A 23423-nucleotide genomic window follows, 5' to 3' on the forward strand; every position below is an offset into this window, starting at 1 on the left:
GCATGAGATCGTCGACTGACCGGCTGGGTGTCTCGTTGTCGATCGGCGACGTGTGCAAGCGCCTCTTCTTGGGTAAGCCGCTGATCAGCGAGCACCTGGAGTCGGAGAGCTTGTCGAATGTTGTTGCGCTGGGGGCGCTTTCACCCGATGCGATCTCGTCAACGGTTTATGGTCCCGAACAGATCATGGTTGAGCTGCTGCCTGCCGCCGGGTTGGCCGCGTACGTGCTGGTGCTTCCGATCGCCGCTGTCATCTTGCTGATATTGGCTCTGGTGACCGGATCGTATCGGCAGGTCGTGATGGCTTACACCCAGCGAGGCGGCTCTTATGTGGTGGCGCGGGCCAACTTCGGACCCCGGGTGGCGCAGCTGTCCGCCGCCGCACTGTTGATCGACTACGTGGTCACCGTGGCGGTGCAGTGTGCGTCCGGCACGTTTGCGGTGGTGTCGGCAGTACCTTCGCTGGGCCCTTACCACCTGGAAATCACGGTGGTGGCGTTGCTCTTGATTGCTTACGCCAACCTACGCGGATTGCGGGAGGCGGGCCGGATATTCGCGGTGCCGGTCTACTCTTTCATCGTCATGCTCACGGTGATGATCGTGACCGGTGTCGTTCGTGAAGCTTTTTGGGGCTTACCGCAATACGACCCGGCGCACATTGCCGGAGCGGTGCCGGTGCATCAGGGCAACGGGCTGGTGATGGGCGCCACGATTCTGGTGTTGCTGCGTGCCTTCGCCAACGGCGGGACGTCGCTGACCGGCGTCGAGTCCATCGCCGACGCGGTCAACATCTTTCGTAAGCCGCAAGGCCTCAACGCGCGTCGCGTTCTCACCGCAATGGCCTGTGTCCTGGGGTTCTTGTTGGTTGGTGTCATCTACCTTGTGCACGTCACGCACGCGACTCCCTTTGTCGCCGAATATCCGTCGATGCTTTCCGAGGTCGCCCGTGCGGTTTTCGGTACCGGGGTGATCGGCAGCAGCATGTATTTGCTTCTGCAAACGGCGAGCGCGGCCATTTTGTTCTTCGGGGCCAATACCAGTTTCAATGGTTTCCCGGCGCTGACCAGTTTCATTGCCGAGGACAGCTTTCTGCCGCGGCCGCTGGTGAAACGCGGTCATCGGCTGGTGTTCTCCAACGCCATCATCACGTTGACCGCGCTGGCGCTGATATTGCTGCTGGTGACCGGCGGCTCGGTCGACGCGATCGTGCCGCTGTTCGCAATGGGGGTGTTCACCGGGTTCTCGATGGCCGGCTACGGCATGACCAAACACCATCTCACCCACCGCGGGCCGGGCTGGCGCCGCAAGCTGGTGATCAACCTATCTGCGGGGATCTTGTCGACGGTCGTGGTGGGGATCTTCGCTGTGGCCAAGTTCACCGAGGGGGCGTGGCTGGTGGTCGTGGTCATGCCCGCACTGGTGTTCGCGTTGATGCGGCTCAACCGGCGCTACCGCACCGAGGCCACCGTCTTGAAGACGTCTTCCACCGAGCCGCCCGGGTCGGCCGCGTATACCCGACATCGAGTGTTCGTCTTTGTGGATTCAATTGACCTTGCCGAGATCGCGGCGCTGCGCTACGGAAAGAGCTTGCACCCCGACGATCTGACGGCGGTGCACTTCGTGCTGGACGCGGCTCATGCCGCGGAGTTAGCGGAGCACTGGGACCACTTCGATCAAGAGACTCCGCTGCGCCTGATCGACTGTCCGGATCGTCACCTCAGTCGGGCCGCCCAAGAGCTGGTCCTGCAAGCCGTCGGCGAATGTCCGGAGACCGAGGTGACGGCGCTGTTGCCGCGTCGAACATATGCGCCCCTGGTGGGCCGGCTGCTGCATGACCGCACCGCGGACAAGATGTCTCGGGCTATCAGCCGGCTCCCGGGTGCGGTCGCGCTGATCGTCCCCTACGACACGGGGTCTCGGATAGCGCAGGCGACCGCCGACGGTTTCGAGCAACGGATCGCGCGACGAATCGGCCAAGTGTTGATGCGGATATCGCGGATCGAGGAAAAAGACCGCTCCTTGTCCCCGACGGTTATCGCCGTGGCGGGCCTGGTTCCCGGGCGACGTGCCACCATCGAAGGACGGGTCAGGCGGGTCGAAGACATCAGCGCGGACCGGCGAACGTCTCGGTCGATCCTGCTCGGCGACGACAGCGGAGAGGTCCGGGTCACCCTCCATCCCGGCCACGGTGAGACTATCCAGCCCGGTCAGCTGTTGCGGGTCACCGCCGAGGCGCGCCGAAACGGCAACGAGCCGATGTCGATGGTCAACCCCACCTACCAAGTCGTCGAGTGACCGGGGAAGTGATGTGTTGTGACGACATCTGATGTGACAACGTCGGCTCGCCGGCCGGTTATCCGGCCATCGTTCGGCGACGTATGCAAGCGCGTCTTGCTGGGCAAGCCGCTGATCAGCGAGCAGCTGGAATCGGAGAGCTTGTCCAATCCCGTTGCACTCGGCGCGATTTCACCGGACGCGATCTCGTCGACCGCCTACGGTCCCGAACAGATCATGGTCGAACTGCTGCCACATGCCGGGCTGGCGGCGTTTGTGTTGGTGCTGCCGATCACCGCGGCCATCTTGCTGGTCCTGGTATTCGTGACGCTGTCGTATCGCGGGGTCGTGACGGCCTACGCCCGCGCCGGCGGCTCCTACCTGGTGGCGCGGGAGAACTTCGGGCCCCGGGTGGCGCAGATCGCCGCCGCCGCGCTGTTGATCGACTACGTCGTCACCGTCGCGGTGCAACCCGCGGCCGGCACAGTGGCGGTGGTGTCGGCAATACCCCAGCTGCGTCCGTACAGCTTGGAAATCGCCGTGACTGCGGTGGCCCTCATCTGCTACGCCAACCTGCGCGGGTTGCGGCACGCAGGCCGGATATTCGCCGCGACCACCTACTCGTTCGTCATCATGATGACGCTGATGATCGCCACCGGCTTCATCCGTGAAGTCGTTTGGGGCTTGCCGACATACGCGTACGATCCGGAGCACCTTCCCGGGGCGGTGCCGGTGCATCATGGCAACGGCCTGGTGATGGGGGCCACCATTCTGGTGCTGCTGCGGGCCTTCGCCCATGGCAGCACGTCGCTCACCGGGGTGGAGGCGATTTCCAACTCGGTCGATGCCTTTCGTAAGCCGCAGGGCCGCAACGCGCGTCGTGCCCTCACCGTGATGGTCTGGATCCTCGGGTTCTTGCTGGCTGGTGTGGCCTACCTTGCGCACCACACCCATGTCACTCCCTTTGTGGCTGAATATCCCTCGATGCTTTCCGAGATCGCCCGGACGGTTTTCGGCCACGGGGCGATCGGCAACATCCTGTACTTCCTCGTCCAGGCGTCAAGCGCGGCGATCCTCTTCGCCGGCGCCAATACCAGTTTCACTGGCTTCCCGCCGCTGGCCAGTTTCATTGCCGAGGACCGCTTCTTGCCGCGCCCGCTGACCAAACGCGGTCATCGTCTGGTGTTCTCCAACGGCATCATCGCACTGGCCGTGCTGGCGGTGGCACTACTGCTGGCGACCGGCGGCTCGGTGCGAGCATTGGTGCCGCTGTTCGCGATCGGTGTGTTCAGCGCATTCGCGATGGCCGGCTATGGCATGACCAAACACCACCTCACCCAGCGCGCGCCGGGCTGGCGACGCCAGCTGGTGATCAACCTGTCCGCGGGGATCTCGTCAACGATCGTGGTGGCGATCTTCGTGGTGGCCAAGTTCACCGAGGGAGCCTGGGTAATCGTCGTTATCTTCCCCCTGCTGGTGTTCGCATTGATGCGGCTCAACCGGCAGTACCGTGCCGAGGCCGCCGTTCTGGAGAGGTCACGCACCGAGCAAGAGCCTGTCGAGCTGTTCGACCATGCACGGCACCGGGTGTTCGTCTTTGTGGATTCGGTTGATCTCGCGGTGGCCGCGGCACTGCGTTACGGAAAGGGCTTGCACCCCGACCGGCTGACGGCGGTGCACTTCGTGGTGGACGCGGCTCATGCCGCGGACTTGCAGGCGCAGTGGGAACAGTTCGAGAACGACACCAAGCTTTGGGTGATCGACTGCCCGGATCGCCACCTCGGTCGGGCCGCCCAAGAGCTCGTCTTACAGTCCCTCACTGATCATCCAGGCACGCAGGTGACGGTGCTGTTGCCGCGTCGAGAATATGCGCCGCTGGTAGGCCGTCTGCTGCATGACGCTACTGCGGACAAGATGGCCCGCGCTGTCAGCCGGATCCACTCTGCAACCGCGATAATCGTGCCCTACGACATCGAGTCTCGGATAGCACGGGCAATCGCCGACCGTTCCGAACAACCGATCGCGCAGCAAGCCCGCAAGTCGTAGACACGCGTCGTGGCGTGACCTGCCGCGAGCCTGACGCTGATCGTTGGGCGACGCCCACGCGTCCGCTCTCAGCTGGTTTCCCGCGCGGCGGCCTTTTCCAGGTCGGTCAATGCCGGCTCGATCCGATCGGCCATGTCGTCGATGTCGTTGGCCACCTCGGGCGTCGTCACGAAACCGAAGTCCAGGTAATCGGTGTAGGAGAAACAGGTGATGTTCAGTGCGACGTCCATCACCGGCGGCCCCAGCGGCACCAGCGAATCCAGCTTGGCGCCGGCCATGTACAGCGGGAACGGCGGGCCGGGGACATTGGAGACAACCAGGTTGATGGGGGCCAGGTTTCGCGACAGCCCGCTGGCCGTGTAGGCACGGGCGGCCAACCCCAACAGCCCGGGCGGCGTGGTCTCGGTCAGCCCCATGATCTGATGCGCCGACAGCGCCTTGGCCATCAGCTTGGCGTTCTGGGTGCTTTCGTGGATGGCCCGCAGCCGCTCGCCCGGGTCTTCGACATCGGTGGCCAGCGAGACGGTCATCGAGCTGACCTTGTTGCCCACGTCGTCCTTGTCGTCGTCGGTGCGAGTCGAGACGGGGATCTGCGCGATCAGTGGCTTGGCGGGCAGCTCGCCCCGTTTCTGTAAGTAGTCGCGCACCGCGCCGGCCACCAGCGCGAGCACGACATCGTTGAGCTTGACACCGTACGCGTCCTTGACGGCTTTGGCGCGGGCCAGTTCGACGCGGCAGCCGCTGATGCGCCGGTGCGGCGAGACCGGCGCGTTGAAGCGGGTTTTGGGGGCCTCGAAGTAGCGCGGCGGCCTGCTGCGCACGCCCAGCGTGGCGATCTGCTGGCGCACGGTCTGCTCCATGAGCCTGGCGATGCGAAAAGGTGTCTTGACACCAAGGTTGATGAGCGCGCCCACCGCGCGCCGTTCGATGCCGGGAATCTGCGACCCCACCAGCGATCCCACCGTTTCCTGTTGCGGCGGGCGCGGTTCCGGCGTGACATCCAGCAGAATCTCACCCAGGCCGGCGCCCGACACACCGTCGACGATGGCGTGGTGCATCTTGGTCAGCGACGCGATCCGGCCGCCCTCGACGCCCTCGATCACCCACATCTCCCAGAGGGGGCGGGCACGGTCCAGCTTGTAGGACATCAACCGGCCGACCAGCTCCTCGAGCTCGCGGCGACCGCCCGGCGCCGGGACGGCGATGCGCCGGATGTGGAAGTCGATATCGAGGTCTTCGTCTTCGACGAACCAGGGCCGGTCCAGTCCCAGCGGCGCCCCGGTGACCCGCCACCGCAGCTGCGGCAGCTCCGGCAGCCGCTCGATGATCAGTTCGCGGAGTCGCTGGAAGCTGTACTCGGGTGATTCCTTCGGGTCGCAAATCGCCAGCGCTCCCACGTGCATGTGCCAGCCCGCGGTTTCGGCCGACCAGAACGCCGCATCAACGCTCGAAAGCCGTTTCATCACCCGACCGTAGCTCCCGCCCACCCGTTGCGAACAGCGATTGACGCGACGAGTTACGCGTCCTCCAGCAGATCCGGCGTCACCGCCGACTCGGTGTCGGGGATGCCCTCGACCTTCGCCTTGCGATCGGCCATCGACAGCAGCCGCCGAATACGGCCCGCCACAGCGTCTTTCGTCATCGGAGGATCGGCGAGCCGGCCGAGCTCCTCCAGTGATGCCTGCCGGTGCTCGACACGCAGCTTGCCGGCCGAGGCCAAATGGTCGGGAACGGTGTCGCCCAGAATCTCCAGGGCGCGCTCCACCCGGGCCGCGGCCGCGACCGCGGCGCGTGCCGAGCGGCGCAGGTTGGCGTCGTCGAAGTTGGCGAGCCGGTTGGCGGTGGCCCGGACCTCGCGCCGCATCCGGCGCTCCTCCCACACCAGCCGGGTGTCCTGGGCGCCCATCCGGGTCAGCAGCGCGCCGATGGCCTCGCCGTCACGCACCACGACGCGGTCCGCGCCCCGTACCTCGCGGGCCTTGGCGCTGACACCGAGCCGGCGCGCGGCACCCACCAACGCCAGCGCCGCCTCCGGGCCCGGGCAGCTGACTTCCAGCGCCGATGAGCGGCCGGGCTCGGTCAGCGACCCGTGCGCCAGGAAGGCCCCTCGCCATGCGGCTTCGGCGTCACCGACGCTGCCGCCCACCACCTGGGCCGGCAGTCCGCGCACCGGGCGGCCGCGGTTATCGAGCAGGCCGGTCTGGCGGGCCAGCGCCTCACCGTCATTGGCCACCCGCAGCACGTACCGGGTGCTCTTGCGAATCCCGCTGGCCGACAACACATGCACAACGGCGTTGTATCCATACAGCTCGAAAATGTCTTTACGCAACCGCCGCGCGACGTTGCCCAGGTCCACCTCCGCCTCGACCACCACCCGGCCGCCGACAATGTGCAGCCCGCCGGCGAACCTCAGCAGGGACGTGACCTCCGCGCGGCGCGCGCTGACCGATTTCACAACGAGGCGGCTCAGTTCGTCCTTGACTTCGGTCGTCATCGCCACGCGTCGTCACCCCTTGGTCCGCTGCCGCCCGGTCCACTCCCACCGGCTGGTGGGCTGGCACCGTCGACCCGAATATCCGCGGTGGCCGTGACCGAAGACCCTCCCGGACCCTTGTGGGCCGCCCGAACCCCGTCCAGGGCCGCCGCGAGCTTGCCTGGATCATGTAAAGGTGTACCAGGTCTGGCCACGTCGGCGAAGTGGACCTGGGCCGAAAGAAGTGTGGCGGTGCGGCGCAATTGATCGCGCTCGCGCTCGCTGGGCACCCGTTCGGCGTCGATGATGATGTCGTGCACGCTGAATCCCGGTGCGTGCTGGGCCAGCACGTGCAGATGACGCTCGACGGAGAAGCCGGCCGTCTCCCCCGGCTCGGCCACCAGGTTGAGCACCAGGGCGCGGCGCGCGGTGGTCGCCCGTAGCGCCGCCGCCAGCTCGGGCACCAGCACGTGCGGGATCACGCTGGTGAACCACGATCCGGGGCCCAGCACCACCAGATCCGCGGCCATGATGGCGTCGACGGCCTGCCGGGTCGCCGGGGGGTTGTCCGGCAGCAGCCGCACCCGGCGCACCTTGCCCGGTGTGGTCGCGATCGCCACCTGGCCGCGAATCAGCCGGAACATCCGCGGGTCGGATTCCAGGCCGGAGACGTCGGCCTCGATCTGCAGCGCGATCGGGCACATCGGCAGCACCCGGCCCTTGACGCCCAGGATGCGCCCCAGCTCGTCGAGTGCGGCCACCGGGTCGGCCAGCACCTCGGACAGGCCGGCCAGGATCAGGTTGCCGATCGGATGCCCGGCCAAGGCGCCGCTGCCGCCGAACCGGTGCTGCAGGATGGTCGCCCACAGCCGCCCGTGCGGGCTGTCAGATGCTAAGGCGGCCAAGGCCATTCGCAGGTCACCCGGCGGCACCACGTTCAGTTCGCTGCGCAACCGGCCGGACGAGCCACCGTCGTCGGCGACGGTCACCACGGCGGTGACGTAGGGAGTCAGCCGGCGGGCCGCCGACAGCGTCGCGTACAGGCCGTGTCCGCCGCCCATCGCGACGATGCCGCGGTTCATCGGCTCGGTCATTCGCGGCCCAGATCCCGGTGCAACACCCGCACCGACAGTTGGGGATCGGCCTGAAGCAACCGCATCAACGCCTCGGCGATCGCGACGCTGCGATGCTTGCCGCCGGTGCAGCCGATGGCGACGGTCATGTAGCGCTTGCCCTCCCGGCGGTAGCCGTCGACGACCAGAGTCAGCAATCGATGGTAGGCGTCGAGGAACTCGGCCGCGCCGGGCTGGCTCAACACGTAATCCCGCACCGCGGGATCCTGCCCGGTGCGGGGACGCAGCTCGTCGACCCAGTGCGGGTTCGGCAGGAACCGCACGTCCATCACCATGTCGGCGTCCATCGGCAGGCCGTACTTGAAGCCGAAGGACTCGACGGTGACGCTGGTGGTGGCGCTGGCGGCGCCGCCGAATGCGCGCTCGATGGTCTCGCGCAGGCCGCGCACCGACAGCGTCGAGGTGTCGATGATCAAATCGGCGGTGGCGCGCACCGATGCCAGCATCCGGCGCTCGGCGGCGATGCCCTCGGCCAAAGTTTGGTCCCCCTGCAGCGGGTGGCTGCGACGATTCTGTTCGTAGCGGCGCACCAACATGTCGTCGGATGCTTCCATGAACACCACTCGGGGCGCGATGTTTCGGGTCGCCAGCTCGGTGCGCACCGAGTCCAGGTCGCCGGTGAAGCCGCGCGAGCGCACGTCCATCACCACCGCCAACTGGGTGATCCGCGAGCCGGCGGCCAAGCCGAAATCGACCATCCGGGTGATCAGCTGCGGGGGCAGGTTGTCGGCCACATACCACCCGAGGTCTTCGAGCACCTTGGCTGCGGTACCCCGCCCGGCGCCGGATAACCCGGTCACCAGGACGACGTCGATACCGGCCGGGGCGTCCACCGAGTGGCCGGCCGCGAACTCACCTGGGCCCGTCACCGGGCGGCCCTGGACTCATCGTCGGACTGATCGGGTCGCAGCGCCTCCAGGACGGCGGTGGCGGTTGCCACCCCGATGCCGGGAACGGCGGTGATCTGGTCGACGGTGGCCTCCTTGAGGCGGGCTATCGATCCGAAATGGCTTACCAAGGCCTTGCGGCGATGTTCTCCCAATCCTGGCACCGAATCCAGCACCGAGGCCGTCATTCGCTTGGATCGCTTGCTGCGATGGTAGGCGATCGCGAACCGATGCGCCTCGTCACGGACACGTTGCAGCAGATACAGCCCCTCGCTGTTGCGCGGCATGATGACGGGATCGGGTTCGGAGGGCACCCACACCTCTTCCAGCCGCTTGGCCAGGCCGATCACCGCGACGTCTGTGATGCCGAGTTCCTCGAGCACCGCGCTGGCCGCGTTGACTTGGGGCGCACCGCCGTCGACGACATACAGATTCGGTGGGTAGGCAAACCGGCGAGACTTCCCTTCCGGCGAAAGCATATTCGGGTCGTTCTGTTCGCTCAGGTGCCGCGCGAAGCGGCGCCGGGTCACCTCGGCGATGGAGGCGACGTCGTCGGAGCGTCCCTGTCCGGCGGCTTCCCGGATCGCGAAGTGCCGGTAGTCCGACTTGCGCGGCAGGCCGTCCTCGAACACCACCAGCGAGCCCACCACGTCGGTGCCCTGGACATGGCTGATGTCCACACATTCGATGCGCAGCGGCGCGGCGGACAAACCGAGCGCGTCCTGGATGTTCTGCAGCGCAGCGGATCTGGCGTTGAAGTCACCGGCACGCCGCAGCTTGTGTTGCTGCAGTGCTTCTTTCGCGTTGCGCTGCACGGTTTCGGCCAGCGCGCGTTTGTCGCCACGTTGCGGCACCCGCAGCGCCACCCGGGACCCGCGCAAACCGGACAGCCAACTGGTCAGCTCGCCGGCGTTGGACGGCAGGCACGGCACCAGCACCTCACGCGGCACCGGGTTCGCCGATTCGTCTGCGGCGCCGCCCAATTCGGCCTGTTCGCCATAGAACTGGGTCAAGAACTGTTCGACCAGCTGTTCCTCACCGGAATCACCGGGGTCGGCGGACTTTTCGACGATCCAGCCACGCTGGCCGCGCACCCGGCCGCCGCGGACGTGGAACACCTGCACCGCGGCCTCGAGCTCGTCATCGGCGAACGCGACCACGTCGGCGTCGGTGCCGTCGCCCAGGACGACGGCCTGCTTCTCCATCGCCCTCTTCACCGCGGCCAGGTCGTCGCGCAACCGCGCGGCCCGCTCGAAGTCGAGCTGCTCGGCAGCGGCGTTCATCTGCTGTTCCAGCTCCCGGGCGAACCGGTCGGTCTTGCCGGACAGGAAGTCGCAGAAATCGTCCACGATCTGCCGATGCTGCTCGGCGCTGACCCTGCCGATGCACGGCGCCGAGCATTTGTCGATGTAGCCGAGCAAGCAGGGGCGGTCGATCTGCTTGTGCCGCTTGAACACTCCCGCCGAGCAGGTACGAGCCGGAAACACCCGGGTGAGCAGATCCAGCGTTTCCCGGATCGCCCACGCGTGCGAGTACGGCCCGAAATACCGGACCCCCTTGCGGCGCGGGCCGCGATAGACCATCAATCGCGGAAACTCCTCGTTGAGGGTCACCGCCAGCACCGGATAGGTCTTGTCGTCGCGGTAGCGGACGTTGAACCGCGGATCGAACTCCTTGATCCAGTTGTATTCGAGCTGCAGCGCCTCGACTTCGGTGTTGACCACCGTCCACTCGACCTTGGCCGCGGTGGTCACCATCTGCCGGGTCCGCGGATGCAGGCTGGCGACGTCGGCGAAGTAGGACGTCAGCCTGCTGCGCAGGCTCTTGGCCTTGCCGACGTAAATGACTCGCCCGTGCACGTCCCGGAATCGGTAGACGCCCGGCTCCACCGGGATGGACCCGGGCGCGGGGCGATAGGTGGCGGGATCTGGCACAGATCCAGGCTAGTAGCCGCGGGTGCGGTGCCTGGAAAGGCGGGACGCGTGCCGTCCACTGCGGCGCGTACCGGTCTCCCGCAGCCGGCCAGACGTCGCCCCCGGTCGCCCAGCAGCTGCAGTCCAAAAACCGAACCCAAGGAGAACGGGGCAGGTAGACGGCCCGTCGGGGCCCCGCTGGCGACCGCGGCGGTTTGGGTGGCCTCCGATCTGGCTACCAACCCCCTAGCTCAACGTTAGAGTGGAAGCAAGCAATGGAGGGAGTCCGTAAATGATGAAGCGATCGTTGGCCAAACTGGCCATCACGGTCGGCGGTCTGGCACTGGCGTCGACCGCTGGGGCCGGGGTCGCGTCCGCCGATCCCGATTACGGTCCGATGATCCACACCACCTGTAGCTACGACCAGGCGATGCGGGCGGTGCACGCGGAGAACCCGACGGCCGCCCAGTACCTCGACCAGTCGCCGCCGAACCAGCAGTTCTTGCAGCAGTACCTGGCGTCGTCGCCCGATCAGCGGGTGAACCTGCTGCACGCGATCGAGCACAACCAGGGGGCCCAGCAGGCCCTACCGATTTTCCAGCAGATGATGACGGACTGCACTCGCTACTGAGTGCCTCCGGGCTTCCCGACTAAGCGTTAGACCAACAGGCGGCGGGCCATCGCTTCCAAGCGGTGCGCCCGTCGACCTGTGCCCGTCGTTTCGCTTCAATGCGTCGGCAGGTCCGGTCGATAGCGCGCCAGCAGCGACCGCACCATGTCCATGGCCTGCACTGCGCGGCCCTTGTCGACGGCCTGGATGGCCATCACCGGTATGTACTCGTCATCGGGCAGGTCGATGCGCGCCCAGCGGTGACCGATCGGAAACGACACCCCGGCAACGTCCGGCCACTCGATCAGCTTGTCGCCCAGCAGGTTCCTCACCGATACGCCGGCCGGCCCCACCCGCAGCCGCGGGCGCGCGAACAACAGCACGACGCCGGCGATGACCAGTCCCAGCACCGCGATCGCCACCTGATCGGAGGTCTGAAAGACCACCCCGGTGGATCTCGCCTTGAGCAGGACGCCGACCACGATGTGTGCGGCGGCGATGAGAAACGCCGCCCCGTAGGCGAATAACGGCGTGCGATGGGGACGCAACACCGCATCCCAGTTCTCACGGTCCGGCGGCGAAGTCACGACCGAGCGCGCAACTCACGCAGGGTGAGCGCGGCGGCCAGGGCCGCCCCGGCCGCCTGGGCCCCTTTGTCCTCGGCCGACGCCGGAAGCCCGGCCCGGTCCAGGGCCTGCTGCTCGTTGTCGGTGGTCAGCACGCCATTGGCCACCGGCGTCGAGGCGTCCAGCGAAACCCGGGTCAGGCCCTGAGTGACCGCGTCGCAGACGTATTCGAAATGCGGTGTCTGCCCGCGGATCACCACACCCAGCGCGACGACGGCATCATGGTTGCGAGCGAGTTCCTGTGCCACCACCGGGATTTCGATCGCGCCGAGCACGCGGACCACCGTGGGGTCATGGATGCCCGAGTCGGCGGCGACTTTGCGTGCGCCGTCGACCAGCGCGTCGCAGATCTCGCTGTGCCAGGTGCTTGCCACGATGCCGAGCCGCACACCGGTCGCGTCAAGCGTCGGCACTTCCGGCACGCCGGCGCCACCGCTCATCTGCGCCGCCCTCCCCCGAATTGCACACCGTCACCGACGGTCACAAAGCACCACCGAATTCGCCGGGCAGATGGACGGATTCGTGAAAATCGTCCAGGCCGGCCAGGTCGTGGCCCATTTTATCCCGCTTGGTCATCAGGTAACGGATGTTCTCCGCGTTGGCCCGCACCGGCAGCGGTACCCGCTCGATGATGTGCAGGCCGTACCCGTCCAGGCCGACCCGCTTGGCCGGGTTGTTGGTCAGCAGCCGCATCGAACGCACCCCGAGGTCCACCAGAATCTGGGCACCGATCCCGTAATCCCTTGCATCGGCCGGCAACCCGAGCTTGAGGTTGGCGTCGACGGTGTCTTCACCGGCGTCCTGCAGCTGATACGCCTGCAGCTTGTGCATCAGCCCGATGCCGCGTCCCTCATGCCCGCGCATGTAGAGCACGATGCCGCGTCCCTCGCGGGCGACCATGGCCATCGCGGCGTCCAGTTGGGGCCCGCAATCACAGCGGCGCGAACCGAACACGTCACCGGTGAGGCATTCGGAGTGCACGCGCACCAGCACGTCGTCGCCGTCGGCGTTCGGCCCGGCGATGTCGCCGCGGACCAGTGCGACGTGTTCCACTTCTTCGTAGATGCTGGCGTAGCCGATGGCACGAAACTCGCCGTGCCGGGTCGGTATCCGGGCCTCGGCGATCCGGGCGATGTGCTTCTCGTGCTTGCGTCGCCACTCGATCAGGTCGGCGATGGTGATCATGGCGAGGTCGTGTTCGTCGGCGAACACCCGCAATTCGTCGGTCTGGGCCATCGAGCCTTCGTCCTTTTGGCTGACGATCTCGCAGATCGCGCCCGCGGGCTGCAGCCCGGCCAGCCGGGCCAGGTCGACGGCGGCCTCGGTGTGACCGGGACGGCGCAACACGCCACCGTCCTTGGCGCGCAACGGAACCACGTGACCCGGACGGGTGAAGTCGTCGGCGACGCTGCTGGGATCGGCCAGCAGCCGCATCGTGGTGGCCCGGTCCGAGGCCGAAATCCCGGTGCCCACACCCCGTCTTGCGTCCACGGTGACTGTGTAGGCGGTGCCGTGCTTGTCCTGGTTCACCGCGTACATCGGCAGCAGACCCAGCCGGTCACAGATCTCGCCGTCCAGCGGCACACAGAGGTACCCCGAGGTGTAGCGCACCATGAACGCCACCATCTCCGGTGTCGCCTTCTCGGCGGCGAAGATGAGATCGCCCTCGTTCTCGCGGTCCTCGTCGTCGATGACGATGACGGCCTTGCCGGCCGCAATGTCGGCAACCGCCCTCTCGACGGAGTCCAACCTCGTCATCTTTGCTACCTCGCCGTTCCCGCTGCCCGGCGGGAACACTGTCGAAACGGCTCACACGAGAAGCCCACGTGTTGCATTCAGTATGAACCACGGCGGCGCCGCTGTTATTGCCGCTCCGATGACCTGACAACTCGCGATGGCCCTGCGCTTATCCCGTCGCGGCGGAACCCCCCGGCATTCCCACGGAGCCAGGCCCGGTCGGACGCCCCACGGTTCATAAACAGCGTGCGACCCGCCGCCGTTTTCGCACCACGAAAGGCAGCGCGCCAATCGAGCCGCCGCCCGCAAACACGATGTCGCCGCCAGGAATGGTTGCCTCCACGGGCGATATCGTCACTTGGTGCCAAAGATCCGTCCACGAAAGGGCGATATACGACGACACCCTTTGCACCGGATATGGGACGGCTGTGCGGAATATTTGACATGAGCAAACGACAGAAACGGGTTTCGCGCGCATTCCCGACGGAAATACCAGCCGCATGAATACCAACACTCGAACACGACCATGGGTTCGCCTGTGCACCGGCGCACTGGCGGCCGGCGGGCTCGCTGCGTCCGCGCTCGGACTGTCCACCGGCACCGCTGCGGCGGCGCCTCCTCCCGCGCCCCTGTATCACCACCACTGGTGCCCGGGCGAGCAGTGGGACCCCGGCTGGGGCAACAACCCGGACTGGAACAACTGCCGCGATTGGGACGACAACTACGGTGGTCCGGCGGGTTACGGCGGAGCGCCGCCGTGGGCGCCGCCGCCGCCACCACCACCGCCGTGGGCACCCTGGGCTCAGGTGGTGTGGAATCCCCAGGTGAATGGTTGGGGATATTGGAACGGCCCCGTCTGGATGCCGCTCTAGCCAACGCCTGAGAAAGCAGGCCGCTACACCTTCGGGCAGCGGCCTGCTTCTGGTACCTAGCGGGCCATCAACCGCTCAACATATTTGGCGATCACGTCGACTTCCAGGTTCACCTGCGTGCCGACCGGGGCTCGGCCCAAGGTGGTGACCTCGCGGGTGGTGGGAATCAGCGAGACCTCGAACCAGTCGCCCGGCTCGTCGCCCAGCGCGGACACCGTCAACGAAATGCCGTCGACGGTGATCGATCCCTTCTGCACGACGTAGCGGGCCACCTCGGCGGGCATCTCGATCCGCACCACTTCCCAGTTCTCCGACGGCGTCCGGGACACGATGCGTCCGGTGCCGTCGACGTGCCCCTGCACGATGTGCCCACCCAGTCGGCTGTTGACGGCCGCGGCGCGCTCCAGGTTCACCCGGCTGCCGACTTGCAATCCGCCCAGGTTGGATCGGTTGAGCGATTCCGCCATCACGTCGGCGGTGAACTGGCCGCCGGGCAGCAGCTCGGCGACGGTCAGGCACACCCCGTTGACGGCGATCGAATCGCCGTGGCCCGCGTCGGCGGTCACGACGGCGCCGCGAATGGTCAGCCGCGCCGCGTCGGAAAGCACATCGCGAGCCGTCACCTCGCCGAGTTCCTCGACAATTCCGGTAAACATCCTCCCAGGCTAATTGGCCCCCACTCACGCTGGTGAGCAGGGCAAACACCGGCGCCCGGACGACACCGGCCCCCCGCGTTCATCAGCACAGTCACCGGCACCCTCTACGATGCAGAGTATGCAGACCCGCCGCCGTCTATCGGCCGTCATCGCATCCCTGACCCTCGCCACCGCCTTGATCGCCGGCTGTTCGTCCGGCTCAAAGCAGAGCGGCGCCCCGCTCCCCGACGGCACGACCTTGGTCAAGCAGTCGGCCGACGCCACCAAGAAGGTGCAGAGCGCGCACATCGCGCTGAGCGTCCAGGGCAAGATCCCCGGGCTGCCCATCAAGACGCTGACCGGCGACCTCACCACCGCACCTGCCACCGCCGCGTCGGGCAACGCCACGATCACCCTGGGCGGCTCGGACATCGACGCCAACTTCGTCGTGGTCGACGGAACCCTGTACGCCACCCTCACCCCGAACAAGTGGAGTGACTTCGGCAAGGCTTCGGACGTCTACGACGTCTCGGTGCTGCTGAACCCCGACAACGGTCTGGGCAACGCGCTGGCGAACTTCAGCAACGCCAAATCCGAGGGCCGCGACAACATCAACGGGCAGAACACCATCCGCATCAGCGGAAACGTCTCGGCGGACGCGGTGAACAAGATCGTGCCGCAGTTCAACGCGACGCAGCCGGTGCCCAGCACGGTGTGGGTCCAGGAGACCGGTGACCACCTGCTGGTCCAGGCCAACCTGCAGAAGAGCTCCGGCAACTCCGCCCAGATCACCCTGTCCAACTGGGGCGAGCAGGTTCAGGTCACCAAGCCCCCGGTGAGCTCGTGACCGCAGAGACGGAAGTCCCAACCGGGCACCAAACCGGACGCCGGGTAGCGATCAGCGCGGGCAGCCTGGCGGTGCTGCTGGGCGCACTGGACGCCTATGTGGTCGTGACGATCATGCGCGACATCATGACCGACGTTCACATCCCGATTAACCAGCTGCAGCGCATCACCTGGATCATCACGATGTACCTGCTGGGCTACATCGCCGCCATGCCGCTGCTGGGCCGCGCGTCGGACCGGTTCGGCCGCAAGCTGGTGCTGCAGGTCAGCCTGGCGCTGTTTATGGTCGGCTCGGTGATCACCGCGCTGGCCGGTCACTGGGGCGACTTTCACCTGCTGGTCGGCGGCCGCACCGTCCAGGGCGTGGCCAGCGGCGCGCTGTTGCCGGTCACCCTCGCGCTGGGCGCCGACCTGTGGGCGCAGCGCAATCGCGCCGGGGTGCTGGGCGGCATCGGTGCCGCCCAGGAGCTCGGCAGCGTGCTTGGCCCGCTGTACGGGATCTTCATCGTCTTCCTCACACACGACTGGCGCTACGTCTTCTGGATCAACGTCCCGCTGACCCTCGTCGCGATGGTGATGATCCAGTTCAGCCTGCCGTCGCACCAGCGGGCGGAGGAGCCCCAGAAGATCGATTTGGTCGGTGGCGTGCTGCTGGCGGTCGCGTTGGGCCTCGCCGTGATCGGTCTGTACAACCCGCAACCCGACGGCAAGCAGATCCTGCCCAGCTACGGGCTGCCGCTGGTCATCGGCGCGGTCGTGGTGGCGGCACTGTTCCTGCTCTGGGAGCGTTTCGCGCGCACCCGGCTGATCGAACCGGCCGGCGTGCACTTCCGCCCGTTCCTGGCCGCGCTGGGCGCGTCGCTGTTCGCCGGTGCCGCGCTGATGGTGACCCTGGTCGACGTGGAGCTGTTCGGCCAGGGCGTGTTGCAGATGGATGAGACACAGGCGGCCGGGTTGCTGTTGTGGTTCCTGATCGCGCTGCCGATCGGGGCGGTGCTGGGCGGATGGATCGCCACCCGGGTCGGTGACCGGATCATGACTTTCGTCGGGCTGCTCATCGCGGCGTACGGATACTGGCTGATTCACTTCTGGCGCCAAGACGTGCTGAGCCAGAAGCACAACATCTTCGGGTTGTTCAGCGTCCCCATCTTGCATGCCGATCTGCTGGTGGCCGGTCTGGGCCTGGGCCTGGTGATCGGGCCGCTGACCTCTGCGGCGCTGCGCGTTGTCCCATCGGCCGAACACGGCATCGCCTCGGCGGCCGTGGTGGTGGCCCGGATGACCGGCATGCTGATCGGGGTGGCCGCGCTCACCGCGTGGGGCCTGTACCGGTTCAACCAGATCGTCGCGGGCCTGACCGCGGCGATCCCGGCCAACGCCACCCTGCTGGAGCGCATCGCCGCGCAGGGCACCATGTACCTCAAGGCCTTCGCCATGATGTACGGCGACATCTTCGAGGCCACTGTCGTGATCTGTATTTTGGGAGCGCTGCTGGGTCTGCTGATCGGCGGCCGCAAGGAACACGCCGAGGAGCCGGAAGTCGCTGAGCCGCAAGCGGTCTCGTTAGGTGAGCGCTAACCGCTGCGCGGCACCAGGCTGACCAGCAGATCGGGACCCACCCGGTCGACGCCGTCGAACTGCCAGCGCAGCGCCCGCGCGATCGTCGACACTCCGACGTCGTCGACCGCGGTGACGGGGCCACCCAGCAGGGTCGGCGCGACGTAGGCCAAGATCCGGTTGACCACCCCGGCCCGCAGGAAGGCCCCGGCCAGCGTCGGGCCACCCTCCAGCAGTACGTCGGTGCGGTCCGCGACGGCCTTGAGCACCTCCATCGGGTCATGCGTGCGGATCAGCATGGTCCGCGAGTCGTCGTTGAGAACCTTTGCCTCCGAGGGTATTTCGCGCATTCCGACGACCACTCGCAGCGGCTGCCGGTCGGCCAGTGAGCCGTCGGGCAGCCGGGCGGTCAACGCCGGGTCGTCGGCCAGCACGGTGCCGGTTCCCACCACGATCGCGTCGGCGGCCGCCCGGCGGCGATGCAGGTCCGCCCGCGAGGCCTCGCTGGAAATCCACTGGCTGGAGCCGTCCGCGGCCGCGCTGCGGCCGTCGAAGCTACTGGCGTATTTCCAGGTCAGGTGCGGCAGCCCGGTCCGCTGCTTGTGCAGCCACTCGCGCAGCGGGCCGCCGGTCACCTCGTCGGCCAGCACGCCGGAGCGCACCGTCACGCCCGCTTCTTCGAGCCGGGCCGCCCCGCCGGCGGCCTCCGGGTTCGGGTCCGCGACGGCGTACACCACGGTGCCCACCTTTGCGTCGAGCAGGGCGTTGACGCACGGCGGGGTTCTTCCGTAGTGGTTGCACGGCTCGAGGGTGACCACGGCGGTGCCCCCGGCCGCCAACTCGCCGGCCCGCCGCAGCGCCAGGATTTCGGCGTGGTCGCCCCCGGCCGGTTCGGTGGCGCCGACGCCGACCACGTCACCACCGGCGTCCAGGATGACCGCGCCCACCGGGGGATTCGGATACGTGGTTCCCTTGACGTGATTGGACTGCTCGATCGCCAAGCGCATCGCGTCGTCCAGGCTGTCGCCCGGCGGAACCGTCATCGACGCAGGTGCGGGGATGCGCCGGCGGCCTGCCGCCGCAACGCGTCTATCGCGGCCTCGGGGTCATCGGCGCCGTAAACAGCCGACCCGGCGACGAAGCAATCGACGCCGGCTTCGGCGGCCTGCTCGATGGTGTCCTCGTTGATGCCGCCGTCGATTTCCACCAGGATGGTCAGCTCCCCCGCCTCGATCAGCTTGCGCGCCGTGCGCACCTTGGTCAGCACCTCGGGGATGAAGCTCTGGCCGCCGAAACCGGGTTCCACCGACATGATGAGCAGGGTGTCGAACTGGGGCAGGATTTCCAGGTAGGGCTCCAGCGGGGTCCCCGGCTTGACGCTGATCCCGGCCTTGGCGCCGGCGGCGCGGATATCGCGGGCCACGGCGATCGGATTCTGGGTGGCCTCGGCGTGGAAGGTGACGTTATAGGCCCCCGCCTCGGCGTAGGGCGGCGCCCAGCGGTCCGGGTTCTCGATCATCAGATGGCAGTCCATCGGGATGGTGGTGGCGGCCAGCAGGCTCTCCACCACCGGCAGCCCGAGGGTCAGATTCGGCACGAAGTGGTTGTCCATCACGTCGACGTGCAACCAGTCGGCGCCGGTCACGGCGGCGGCTTCGTCGGCGAGCCGGGCGAAGTCAGCGGACAGGATCGACGGCGCGATGAGGGGCCCCTCTAACGGTTCCGTGTTGCGAGGCATGAGGGCCAGACTACTGAGCGGCGCGGCCCGCTTCACCTCCGGCGCGTCCTTGCTACTCCGCTTCGCGGCGCAGCGCGGCCGCGAACATGGCGTCGGTGCCGTGCCGGTGCGGCCAGAGCTGCACGTGCGGCCCGGCCCCCAGGTCGGCGACGGGCTCGAACAAGGGGCGGGTGTCCAGCGCGCTCACCGGGTGGCGGCGCAGCGCGTCGGCGACCACGCCGACGGTTTCGGCCAGGTGCGGCGAGCAGGTGGCGTAGAGCACCACGCCGCCGGGGCGGGTCAGCGCGATCGCGGCGCCCAGCAGCTCGCGCTGCAGCTTGGTCAGCGCGGGCACCTCGGCGGGCTGGCGCCGCCAGCGCGCCTCCGGCCGGCGGCGCAGCGCCCCCAACCCGGTGCAGGGCGCGTCGACGAGCACCCGGTCGAAGGTCGGCTCCAGACCCGTCCGCCGCCCGTCCACCCGCAACACGTCGACCGGCAGGCCGCGGGTGTTCTCGGCCACCAGATCGGCACGGCGTGGCGCGGGCTCCACCGCGGTGAGCCGGAACCCCGGCTCCTGGTGCCGCTGCACGCCGAGCGAGGCCAACAGCGCCGTCTTGCCACCCGGCCCGGCGCACAGGTCCAGCCACCGGCCGGCGTCACCGTCCACCGGCGCCAGCGTCACCGCCCGGGCCACCAGCTGGCTGCCCTCGTCCTGAACCAGCGCCACGCCATCGCGCACCGGCGCCAGCCGGCCCGGGTCGCCGCCCGGCAGGTACACCGCGTACGGCGAATAACGGCCGACCGTCCCGCCGACCACGTCGGCCAGTTCGGCCGCGGTCAGCGCGCCGGGCCGGGCGGCCAGGTGTACTTGAGGCCGTTCGTCGTCGGCGGCCAGTACCGCGTCGAGTTCGGTCGCGTCGGCGCCCAGCGCGTCGGCGAACGCCTGCGCGATCCAGCGGGGGTGGGCGTGCACGAACGCGGCGTGCCCGACCGGGTCCTGCGCCGGGTTCGGCGCCAGCTCGGCGACCCAGGCCTGCTCGTCGCGCCCGGAGATGGTCCGCAGCACTCCGTTGACGAAACCCGCTCGGGCCGAGTCGAATTCGATTCCGGCTTGCTCGACGGTGGTGGACACCGCGGCGTGCGCGTCGACCCGGGTGCGCAGCAGCTGATATGTGCCCAGGCGCAGCAGGTCGAGCAGCACCGGGTCGATGGCTTGCGGCGAGCGTGCCGCGGCCGCGCCGATCACGGCGTCGAGCAGGCCCCTGGTGCGGCAGGTGCCATAGGTCAGCTCGGTGGCGAATGCCGCGTCGCGGCCGGTGATTCCGCGTTCGCGCAGCAGGGCGGGCAGCGCCAGGTTGGCGTAGGCGTCACGCTCGCTGACCGCCCGCAGCACGTCGAACGCGGCGGCACGGGCCGGGTCCAGCGGCCGTCGTGGCGGCCGGCGATCCCGGTGCTGGGGCCGGCGGTCGCGCTGCGGTCCTGACGGCTTGCGCTCCGGCCGGCCGCGCTGCGGCCTGTCACGCCCGGCGCTCATGTCGCCCGCACCGCGGGGTCCAGCCGGGCGCCGCGCGCCCAGTCGACCGCGTTCATGAATTTCTTTCCGGGCGGCTGGATTTGGTCCAGCCGCACCGGATCTGAGCCGGTGCCGACCCATACGCTCTTGCGATCGACGTGAATAGCGCCGGGCGGCAAGGGTTCTGGCGGGCCAGCCTGCCCGGAGGCCTGGGCAAGCTGCACCGGGCCCAGCTTGATGCGCAGATCGCCGATCAGCGTCCAGGCGCCGGGATGGGGCGTGACGGCGCGGATGCGGCGATCCACCACCAGCGCCGGCAGGTCCCAGCGCACCCGGGCCTGCTCCACGGTGATCTTGGGCGCGATGCTGACGCCGTCGGCGGGTTGCGGCACCGGCGTCAACGTCGCGTCGGCGATGCCGTCCAGCGTGGTCGACAACAGTGCCGCGCCCGAAACAGCCAGTCGCTCAAGCAGTTCCCCGGCGGTATCGGTCGGCCGGATCGTCTCGGTCACGACGCCGTAGATCGGGCCCGAGTCCAGGCTCGGCTCGATCTGGAACGTCGAGGCGCCGGTGATGCTGTCGCCCGCCGCGATGGCCGCCTGCACCGGCGCGGCGCCGCGCCAGGCGGGCAGTAGCGAGAAGTGCAAGTTGATCCAGCCCCGCGGCGGCACCGCCAGCAGGGCGTCGCGCAACAGCGCGCCGTAGGCCACCACCGCGCAGCAGTCCGGCGCCAACTGCGACAGCTCGGCGACGAACTCCGCGGAGTTCGGGCGCGATGGCCGCAGCACCGGAATGCCGCGGTCGAGCGCTTCGCGCGCCACCGGTGACGGCTCCGGCTTGCCGCGCCGCCCGGCGGCCGCATCGGGCCGGGTCAGCACCGCGATCACCTCGTGCCGCGGCGAATCGATGAGGCGGCGCAGTGCGGGGAGCGCTGGTTCGGGGGTTCCGGCGAAGACAAGACGCACCGACCCAGTCTAGGAAGCCGCGGACGCGGACCCGACCCGCCCGAACCGGGCAAGAGACGCGCGTATATTGTTTCCTATGGCTATTATTTCTGAGAGCCATTAAATGGCGGCGTGGACCACACCGCCGATTCATGTCGACAACGAGGTCGCAAGGCAGCCCTTTCCCCTGTTCAAGGAGGTCTAGATGACCCTCGGCACCCCGATCACCGACACCTCGGTGGCAGCAACGCATCGCACGGTATGGGCGTTGGGCGACTACGCCCTGATGGCCGAGGAAGTGATGGCCCCCCTCGGCCCCACCCTGGTCAAAGCGGCCGGGATCCGGCCCGGAATACGGGTGCTCGATGTCGCGGCCGGCTCGGGCAACATCTCGCTGCCGGCGGCCGCCGCCGGCGCCGCCGTCGTCTCCACCGACCTCACCCCCGAGCTGTTGCGACGGTCGCAGGCCAGGGCCGAGGCACGGGGCTTGGCGATCGACTACCGGGAGGCCAATGCACAGGCGCTGCCGTTCGGCAACGGCGAATTCGATGCCGTGATTTCCGCGATCGGGGTGCAGTTCGCCCCCGACCAGCAGCGCGCGGCCACCGAACTGGTCCGGGTCTGCCGGCCGGGCGGCACGATCGGCGTGATCAGCTGGACCCCCGAAGGATTCTTCGGCCGCATGCTCGCCACCATCCGGCCCTACCGGCCGAGCCTGTCGCACCCGGTGCCGCCGGCGGCGCTCTGGGGGCGTCCGGGCTACGTCGCCGCGCTGCTCGGTGACCAGATCGGCCACATCACCGCCACGCGAGGCATGTTGACGGTCGACCGGTTCGACAGCGCCGAGGCGGTGCACGCGTACTTCAAGCAGCACTACGGCCCCACCATCGAGGCGTACGCGAACATCGGCCATAACCGGGCGCTCGCCGACGAACTGGACGCTCAGCTCGTCGAACTCGCGCAGCAGCACCTCACCGACGGCACCATGGGCTGGGAGTACCTGCTGGTGATCGCCGAAAAGCGGCGCGACTAGCCGACTTACAGGTCGAGCTCGGCGTCCAAATGGACGTCGGGCTCGCCACCGGCAGCGGTGAACGCGGTCAGGGCCCGCACCAGCCCGTGCCGTTCCGCCGACGGCATCTTCGCCACGATGGCCGCGATCTCGGCGCGCCGGTGCGCGGTGACCTGGTGGACGACGTCGCGGCCGCGCGTGGTGAGCGCGGCGAGCAGTTCACGCCGCGAGGTCGGATGGGGCAACCGGTCGATCAGCCCGGCGGCGACCAACCGGTCCACCATCCGGCCGGTGGCCGACGGTTGCACGCCCAGCAGACCCGCCAGGGTGGCCAGGTTGACCGGACCGCGATTGGACAGGATCACCAGCGTCCGGAACTGGGCGATGGTGATGGTCTCGTCCACCTGCCCGACGGAGCGAGCCGAAATGGCCATCAGCAAACGGGAGGCCGTCAGCAGAGCATCGGTGATGACGTCCAATGACTCGTCAACTGTGGTGCGGTCGGCTGCCATATCGCCCCTTCCCGGATGGTGTCCGGACCTTTCGGCGGTTTGAGGATGAGAAAGTGTAGCAACACTCCAATGTCGTAAGACGTGATTATTGCATGCACATATTGTCGCCTAGGGAAA

The 23423-nt window shown here is 68.0% G+C and carries 20 protein-coding genes and 1 pseudogene; 7 read left to right on the top strand and 14 right to left on the bottom strand.

Going from position 1 to position 23423, the window contains the following annotated elements; genetic code table 11:
* Window positions 1-2 precede the first annotated feature (2 nt).
* Together ACIUM1_RS04155 and ACIUM1_RS04160 are read left to right on the top strand one after the other, a co-directional pair.
* On the top strand, window positions 3-2294 hold the full coding sequence (locus ACIUM1_RS04155; protein ID WP_406816010.1) for an amino acid permease: 2292 nt from the start codon (window positions 3-5) through the stop codon (window positions 2292-2294).
* Window positions 2295-2327: 33 nt separating this feature from the next.
* Window positions 2328-4313 (top strand): annotated as a pseudogene (locus ACIUM1_RS04160) (APC family permease); the annotation flags it as partial.
* Between the two features lie 74 nt (window positions 4314-4387).
* Here the strand turns inward: ACIUM1_RS04160 and ACIUM1_RS04165 are convergent.
* Genes ACIUM1_RS04165 through uvrC form a run of 5 tightly spaced genes read right to left on the bottom strand, consistent with a single transcriptional unit; the run spans window position 4388 to window position 10746 of the window.
* On the bottom strand, window positions 4388-5782 hold the full coding sequence (locus ACIUM1_RS04165; protein WP_406816011.1) for a WS/DGAT/MGAT family O-acyltransferase: 1395 nt from the start codon (window positions 5780-5782) through the stop codon (window positions 4388-4390).
* Window positions 5783-5835: 53 nt separating this feature from the next.
* Window positions 5836-6813: a DNA-binding protein WhiA gene (whiA, locus tag ACIUM1_RS04170; RefSeq protein ID WP_083067329.1), complete on the bottom strand. Its 978-nt coding sequence runs from the start codon at window positions 6811-6813 to the stop codon at window positions 5836-5838.
* Complete coding sequence (yvcK, locus tag ACIUM1_RS04175) at window positions 6810-7874, bottom strand: uridine diphosphate-N-acetylglucosamine-binding protein YvcK (protein WP_406817525.1); 1065 nt, start codon at window positions 7872-7874, stop codon at window positions 6810-6812. Before yvcK ends, whiA begins: the two co-directional genes overlap by 4 nt.
* 8 nt (window positions 7875-7882) lie before the next feature.
* Complete coding sequence (gene rapZ, locus ACIUM1_RS04180; RefSeq protein WP_406816012.1) at window positions 7883-8794, bottom strand: RNase adapter RapZ; 912 nt, start codon at window positions 8792-8794, stop codon at window positions 7883-7885.
* Complete coding sequence (uvrC, locus tag ACIUM1_RS04185) at window positions 8791-10746, bottom strand: excinuclease ABC subunit UvrC (protein ID WP_406816013.1); 1956 nt, start codon at window positions 10744-10746, stop codon at window positions 8791-8793. Before uvrC ends, rapZ begins: the two co-directional genes overlap by 4 nt.
* 271 nt (window positions 10747-11017) lie before the next feature.
* On the opposite strand from uvrC, the gene ACIUM1_RS04190 reads away from it, so the two are divergent.
* On the top strand, window positions 11018-11356 hold the full coding sequence (locus ACIUM1_RS04190) for a hemophore-related protein (protein ID WP_406816014.1): 339 nt from the start codon (window positions 11018-11020) through the stop codon (window positions 11354-11356).
* A 95-nt stretch (window positions 11357-11451) separates the two neighbouring features.
* On the opposite strand, the gene ACIUM1_RS04195 is transcribed toward ACIUM1_RS04190, so the two are convergent.
* From ACIUM1_RS04195 to ACIUM1_RS04205, 3 genes are read right to left on the bottom strand one after another with little or no spacing between them, the layout of a single operon-like run.
* Window positions 11452-11922: a PH domain-containing protein gene (locus ACIUM1_RS04195; RefSeq protein WP_406816015.1), complete on the bottom strand. Its 471-nt coding sequence runs from the start codon at window positions 11920-11922 to the stop codon at window positions 11452-11454.
* Window positions 11919-12401: a 6,7-dimethyl-8-ribityllumazine synthase gene (ribH, locus tag ACIUM1_RS04200; RefSeq protein WP_406816016.1), complete on the bottom strand. Its 483-nt coding sequence runs from the start codon at window positions 12399-12401 to the stop codon at window positions 11919-11921. The genes ACIUM1_RS04195 and ribH overlap by 4 nt, the downstream gene beginning before the upstream one ends.
* A 40-nt stretch (window positions 12402-12441) precedes the next feature.
* Entirely contained in the window at window positions 12442-13719 is a 1278-nt protein-coding gene (locus ACIUM1_RS04205; protein WP_406816017.1) for a bifunctional 3,4-dihydroxy-2-butanone-4-phosphate synthase/GTP cyclohydrolase II, read from the bottom strand.
* Between the two features lie 479 nt (window positions 13720-14198).
* Here ACIUM1_RS04205 and ACIUM1_RS04210 point away from each other — a divergent pair, with 479 nt between their 5' ends.
* The gene (locus tag ACIUM1_RS04210) at window positions 14199-14570 is read left to right on the top strand and encodes a hypothetical protein (protein WP_406816018.1); all 372 of its coding nucleotides are present in this window, start codon (window positions 14199-14201) and stop codon (window positions 14568-14570) included.
* Window positions 14571-14626: 56 nt separating this feature from the next.
* Here the strand turns inward: ACIUM1_RS04210 and ACIUM1_RS04215 are convergent, their stop codons facing one another.
* Window positions 14627-15226 carry a riboflavin synthase gene (locus ACIUM1_RS04215; RefSeq protein ID WP_406816019.1) on the bottom strand — a complete coding sequence of 200 codons (600 nt, stop codon included), beginning with the start codon at window positions 15224-15226 and terminating at the stop codon, window positions 14627-14629.
* A gap of 118 nt (window positions 15227-15344) precedes the next feature.
* On the opposite strand from ACIUM1_RS04215, the gene ACIUM1_RS04220 reads away from it, so the two are divergent.
* Window positions 15345-16052 carry an LppX_LprAFG lipoprotein gene (locus tag ACIUM1_RS04220; RefSeq protein ID WP_406816020.1) on the top strand — a complete coding sequence of 236 codons (708 nt, stop codon included), beginning with the start codon at window positions 15345-15347 and terminating at the stop codon, window positions 16050-16052.
* Entirely contained in the window at window positions 16049-17629 is a 1581-nt protein-coding gene (locus ACIUM1_RS04225; protein ID WP_406816021.1) for an MFS transporter, read from the top strand. The genes ACIUM1_RS04220 and ACIUM1_RS04225 overlap by 4 nt, the downstream gene beginning before the upstream one ends.
* Here the strand turns inward: ACIUM1_RS04225 and ribD are convergent.
* From ribD to fmt, 4 genes are read right to left on the bottom strand one after another with little or no spacing between them, the layout of a single operon-like run.
* On the bottom strand, window positions 17626-18651 hold the full coding sequence (gene ribD / locus ACIUM1_RS04230) for a bifunctional diaminohydroxyphosphoribosylaminopyrimidine deaminase/5-amino-6-(5-phosphoribosylamino)uracil reductase RibD (protein ID WP_406816022.1): 1026 nt from the start codon (window positions 18649-18651) through the stop codon (window positions 17626-17628). The two genes, ACIUM1_RS04225 and ribD, sit on opposite strands and share 4 nt — an antisense overlap.
* A complete protein-coding gene (gene rpe / locus ACIUM1_RS04235; protein ID WP_406816023.1) occupies window positions 18648-19346 on the bottom strand; it encodes a ribulose-phosphate 3-epimerase in 699 nt (232 codons plus the stop codon). Before rpe ends, ribD begins: the two co-directional genes overlap by 4 nt.
* A 52-nt stretch (window positions 19347-19398) precedes the next feature.
* Entirely contained in the window at window positions 19399-20859 is a 1461-nt protein-coding gene (locus ACIUM1_RS04240) for an RsmB/NOP family class I SAM-dependent RNA methyltransferase (RefSeq protein WP_406816024.1), read from the bottom strand.
* The gene (gene fmt / locus ACIUM1_RS04245) at window positions 20856-21803 is read right to left on the bottom strand and encodes a methionyl-tRNA formyltransferase (protein ID WP_406816025.1); all 948 of its coding nucleotides are present in this window, start codon (window positions 21801-21803) and stop codon (window positions 20856-20858) included. The genes ACIUM1_RS04240 and fmt overlap by 4 nt, the downstream gene beginning before the upstream one ends.
* Window positions 21804-21987: 184 nt before the next feature.
* On the opposite strand from fmt, the gene ACIUM1_RS04250 reads away from it, so the two are divergent.
* The gene (locus ACIUM1_RS04250; RefSeq protein ID WP_406816026.1) at window positions 21988-22815 is read left to right on the top strand and encodes a class I SAM-dependent methyltransferase; all 828 of its coding nucleotides are present in this window, start codon (window positions 21988-21990) and stop codon (window positions 22813-22815) included.
* 5 nt (window positions 22816-22820) lie between these two features.
* On the opposite strand, the gene ACIUM1_RS04255 is transcribed toward ACIUM1_RS04250, so the two are convergent.
* The gene (locus tag ACIUM1_RS04255; protein WP_406816027.1) at window positions 22821-23306 is read right to left on the bottom strand and encodes a MarR family winged helix-turn-helix transcriptional regulator; all 486 of its coding nucleotides are present in this window, start codon (window positions 23304-23306) and stop codon (window positions 22821-22823) included.
* Window positions 23307-23423: the final 117 nt, after the last annotated feature.

The organism is Mycobacterium sp. M23085, from assembly GCF_045343915.1.
Lineage (GTDB): Bacteria > Actinomycetota > Actinomycetes > Mycobacteriales > Mycobacteriaceae > Mycobacterium.

Coding starts and splice junctions, on each gene's coding strand:
- ACIUM1_RS04155 (WP_406816010.1), top strand. CDS start 3: ATGAGATCGTCGACTGACCGGCTGGGTGTCTCGTTGTCGATCGGCGAC.
- ACIUM1_RS04165 (WP_406816011.1), bottom strand. CDS start 5,782: ATGAAACGGCTTTCGAGCGTTGATGCGGCGTTCTGGTCGGCCGAAACC.
- whiA (WP_083067329.1), bottom strand. CDS start 6,813: ATGACGACCGAAGTCAAGGACGAACTGAGCCGCCTCGTTGTGAAATCG.
- yvcK (WP_406817525.1), bottom strand. CDS start 7,874: ATGAACCGCGGCATCGTCGCGATGGGCGGCGGACACGGCCTGTACGCG.
- ACIUM1_RS04190 (WP_406816014.1), top strand. CDS start 11,018: ATGATGAAGCGATCGTTGGCCAAACTGGCCATCACGGTCGGCGGTCTG.
- ribH (WP_406816016.1), bottom strand. CDS start 12,401: ATGAGCGGTGGCGCCGGCGTGCCGGAAGTGCCGACGCTTGACGCGACC.
- ACIUM1_RS04205 (WP_406816017.1), bottom strand. CDS start 13,719: ATGACGAGGTTGGACTCCGTCGAGAGGGCGGTTGCCGACATTGCGGCC.
- ACIUM1_RS04210 (WP_406816018.1), top strand. CDS start 14,199: ATGAATACCAACACTCGAACACGACCATGGGTTCGCCTGTGCACCGGC.
- ACIUM1_RS04215 (WP_406816019.1), bottom strand. CDS start 15,226: ATGTTTACCGGAATTGTCGAGGAACTCGGCGAGGTGACGGCTCGCGAT.
- ACIUM1_RS04220 (WP_406816020.1), top strand. CDS start 15,345: ATGCAGACCCGCCGCCGTCTATCGGCCGTCATCGCATCCCTGACCCTC.
- ribD (WP_406816022.1), bottom strand. CDS start 18,651: ATGACGGTTCCGCCGGGCGACAGCCTGGACGACGCGATGCGCTTGGCG.
- rpe (WP_406816023.1), bottom strand. CDS start 19,346: ATGCCTCGCAACACGGAACCGTTAGAGGGGCCCCTCATCGCGCCGTCG.
- ACIUM1_RS04240 (WP_406816024.1), bottom strand. CDS start 20,859: ATGAGCGCCGGGCGTGACAGGCCGCAGCGCGGCCGGCCGGAGCGCAAG.
- ACIUM1_RS04250 (WP_406816026.1), top strand. CDS start 21,988: ATGACCCTCGGCACCCCGATCACCGACACCTCGGTGGCAGCAACGCAT.
- ACIUM1_RS04255 (WP_406816027.1), bottom strand. CDS start 23,306: ATGGCAGCCGACCGCACCACAGTTGACGAGTCATTGGACGTCATCACC.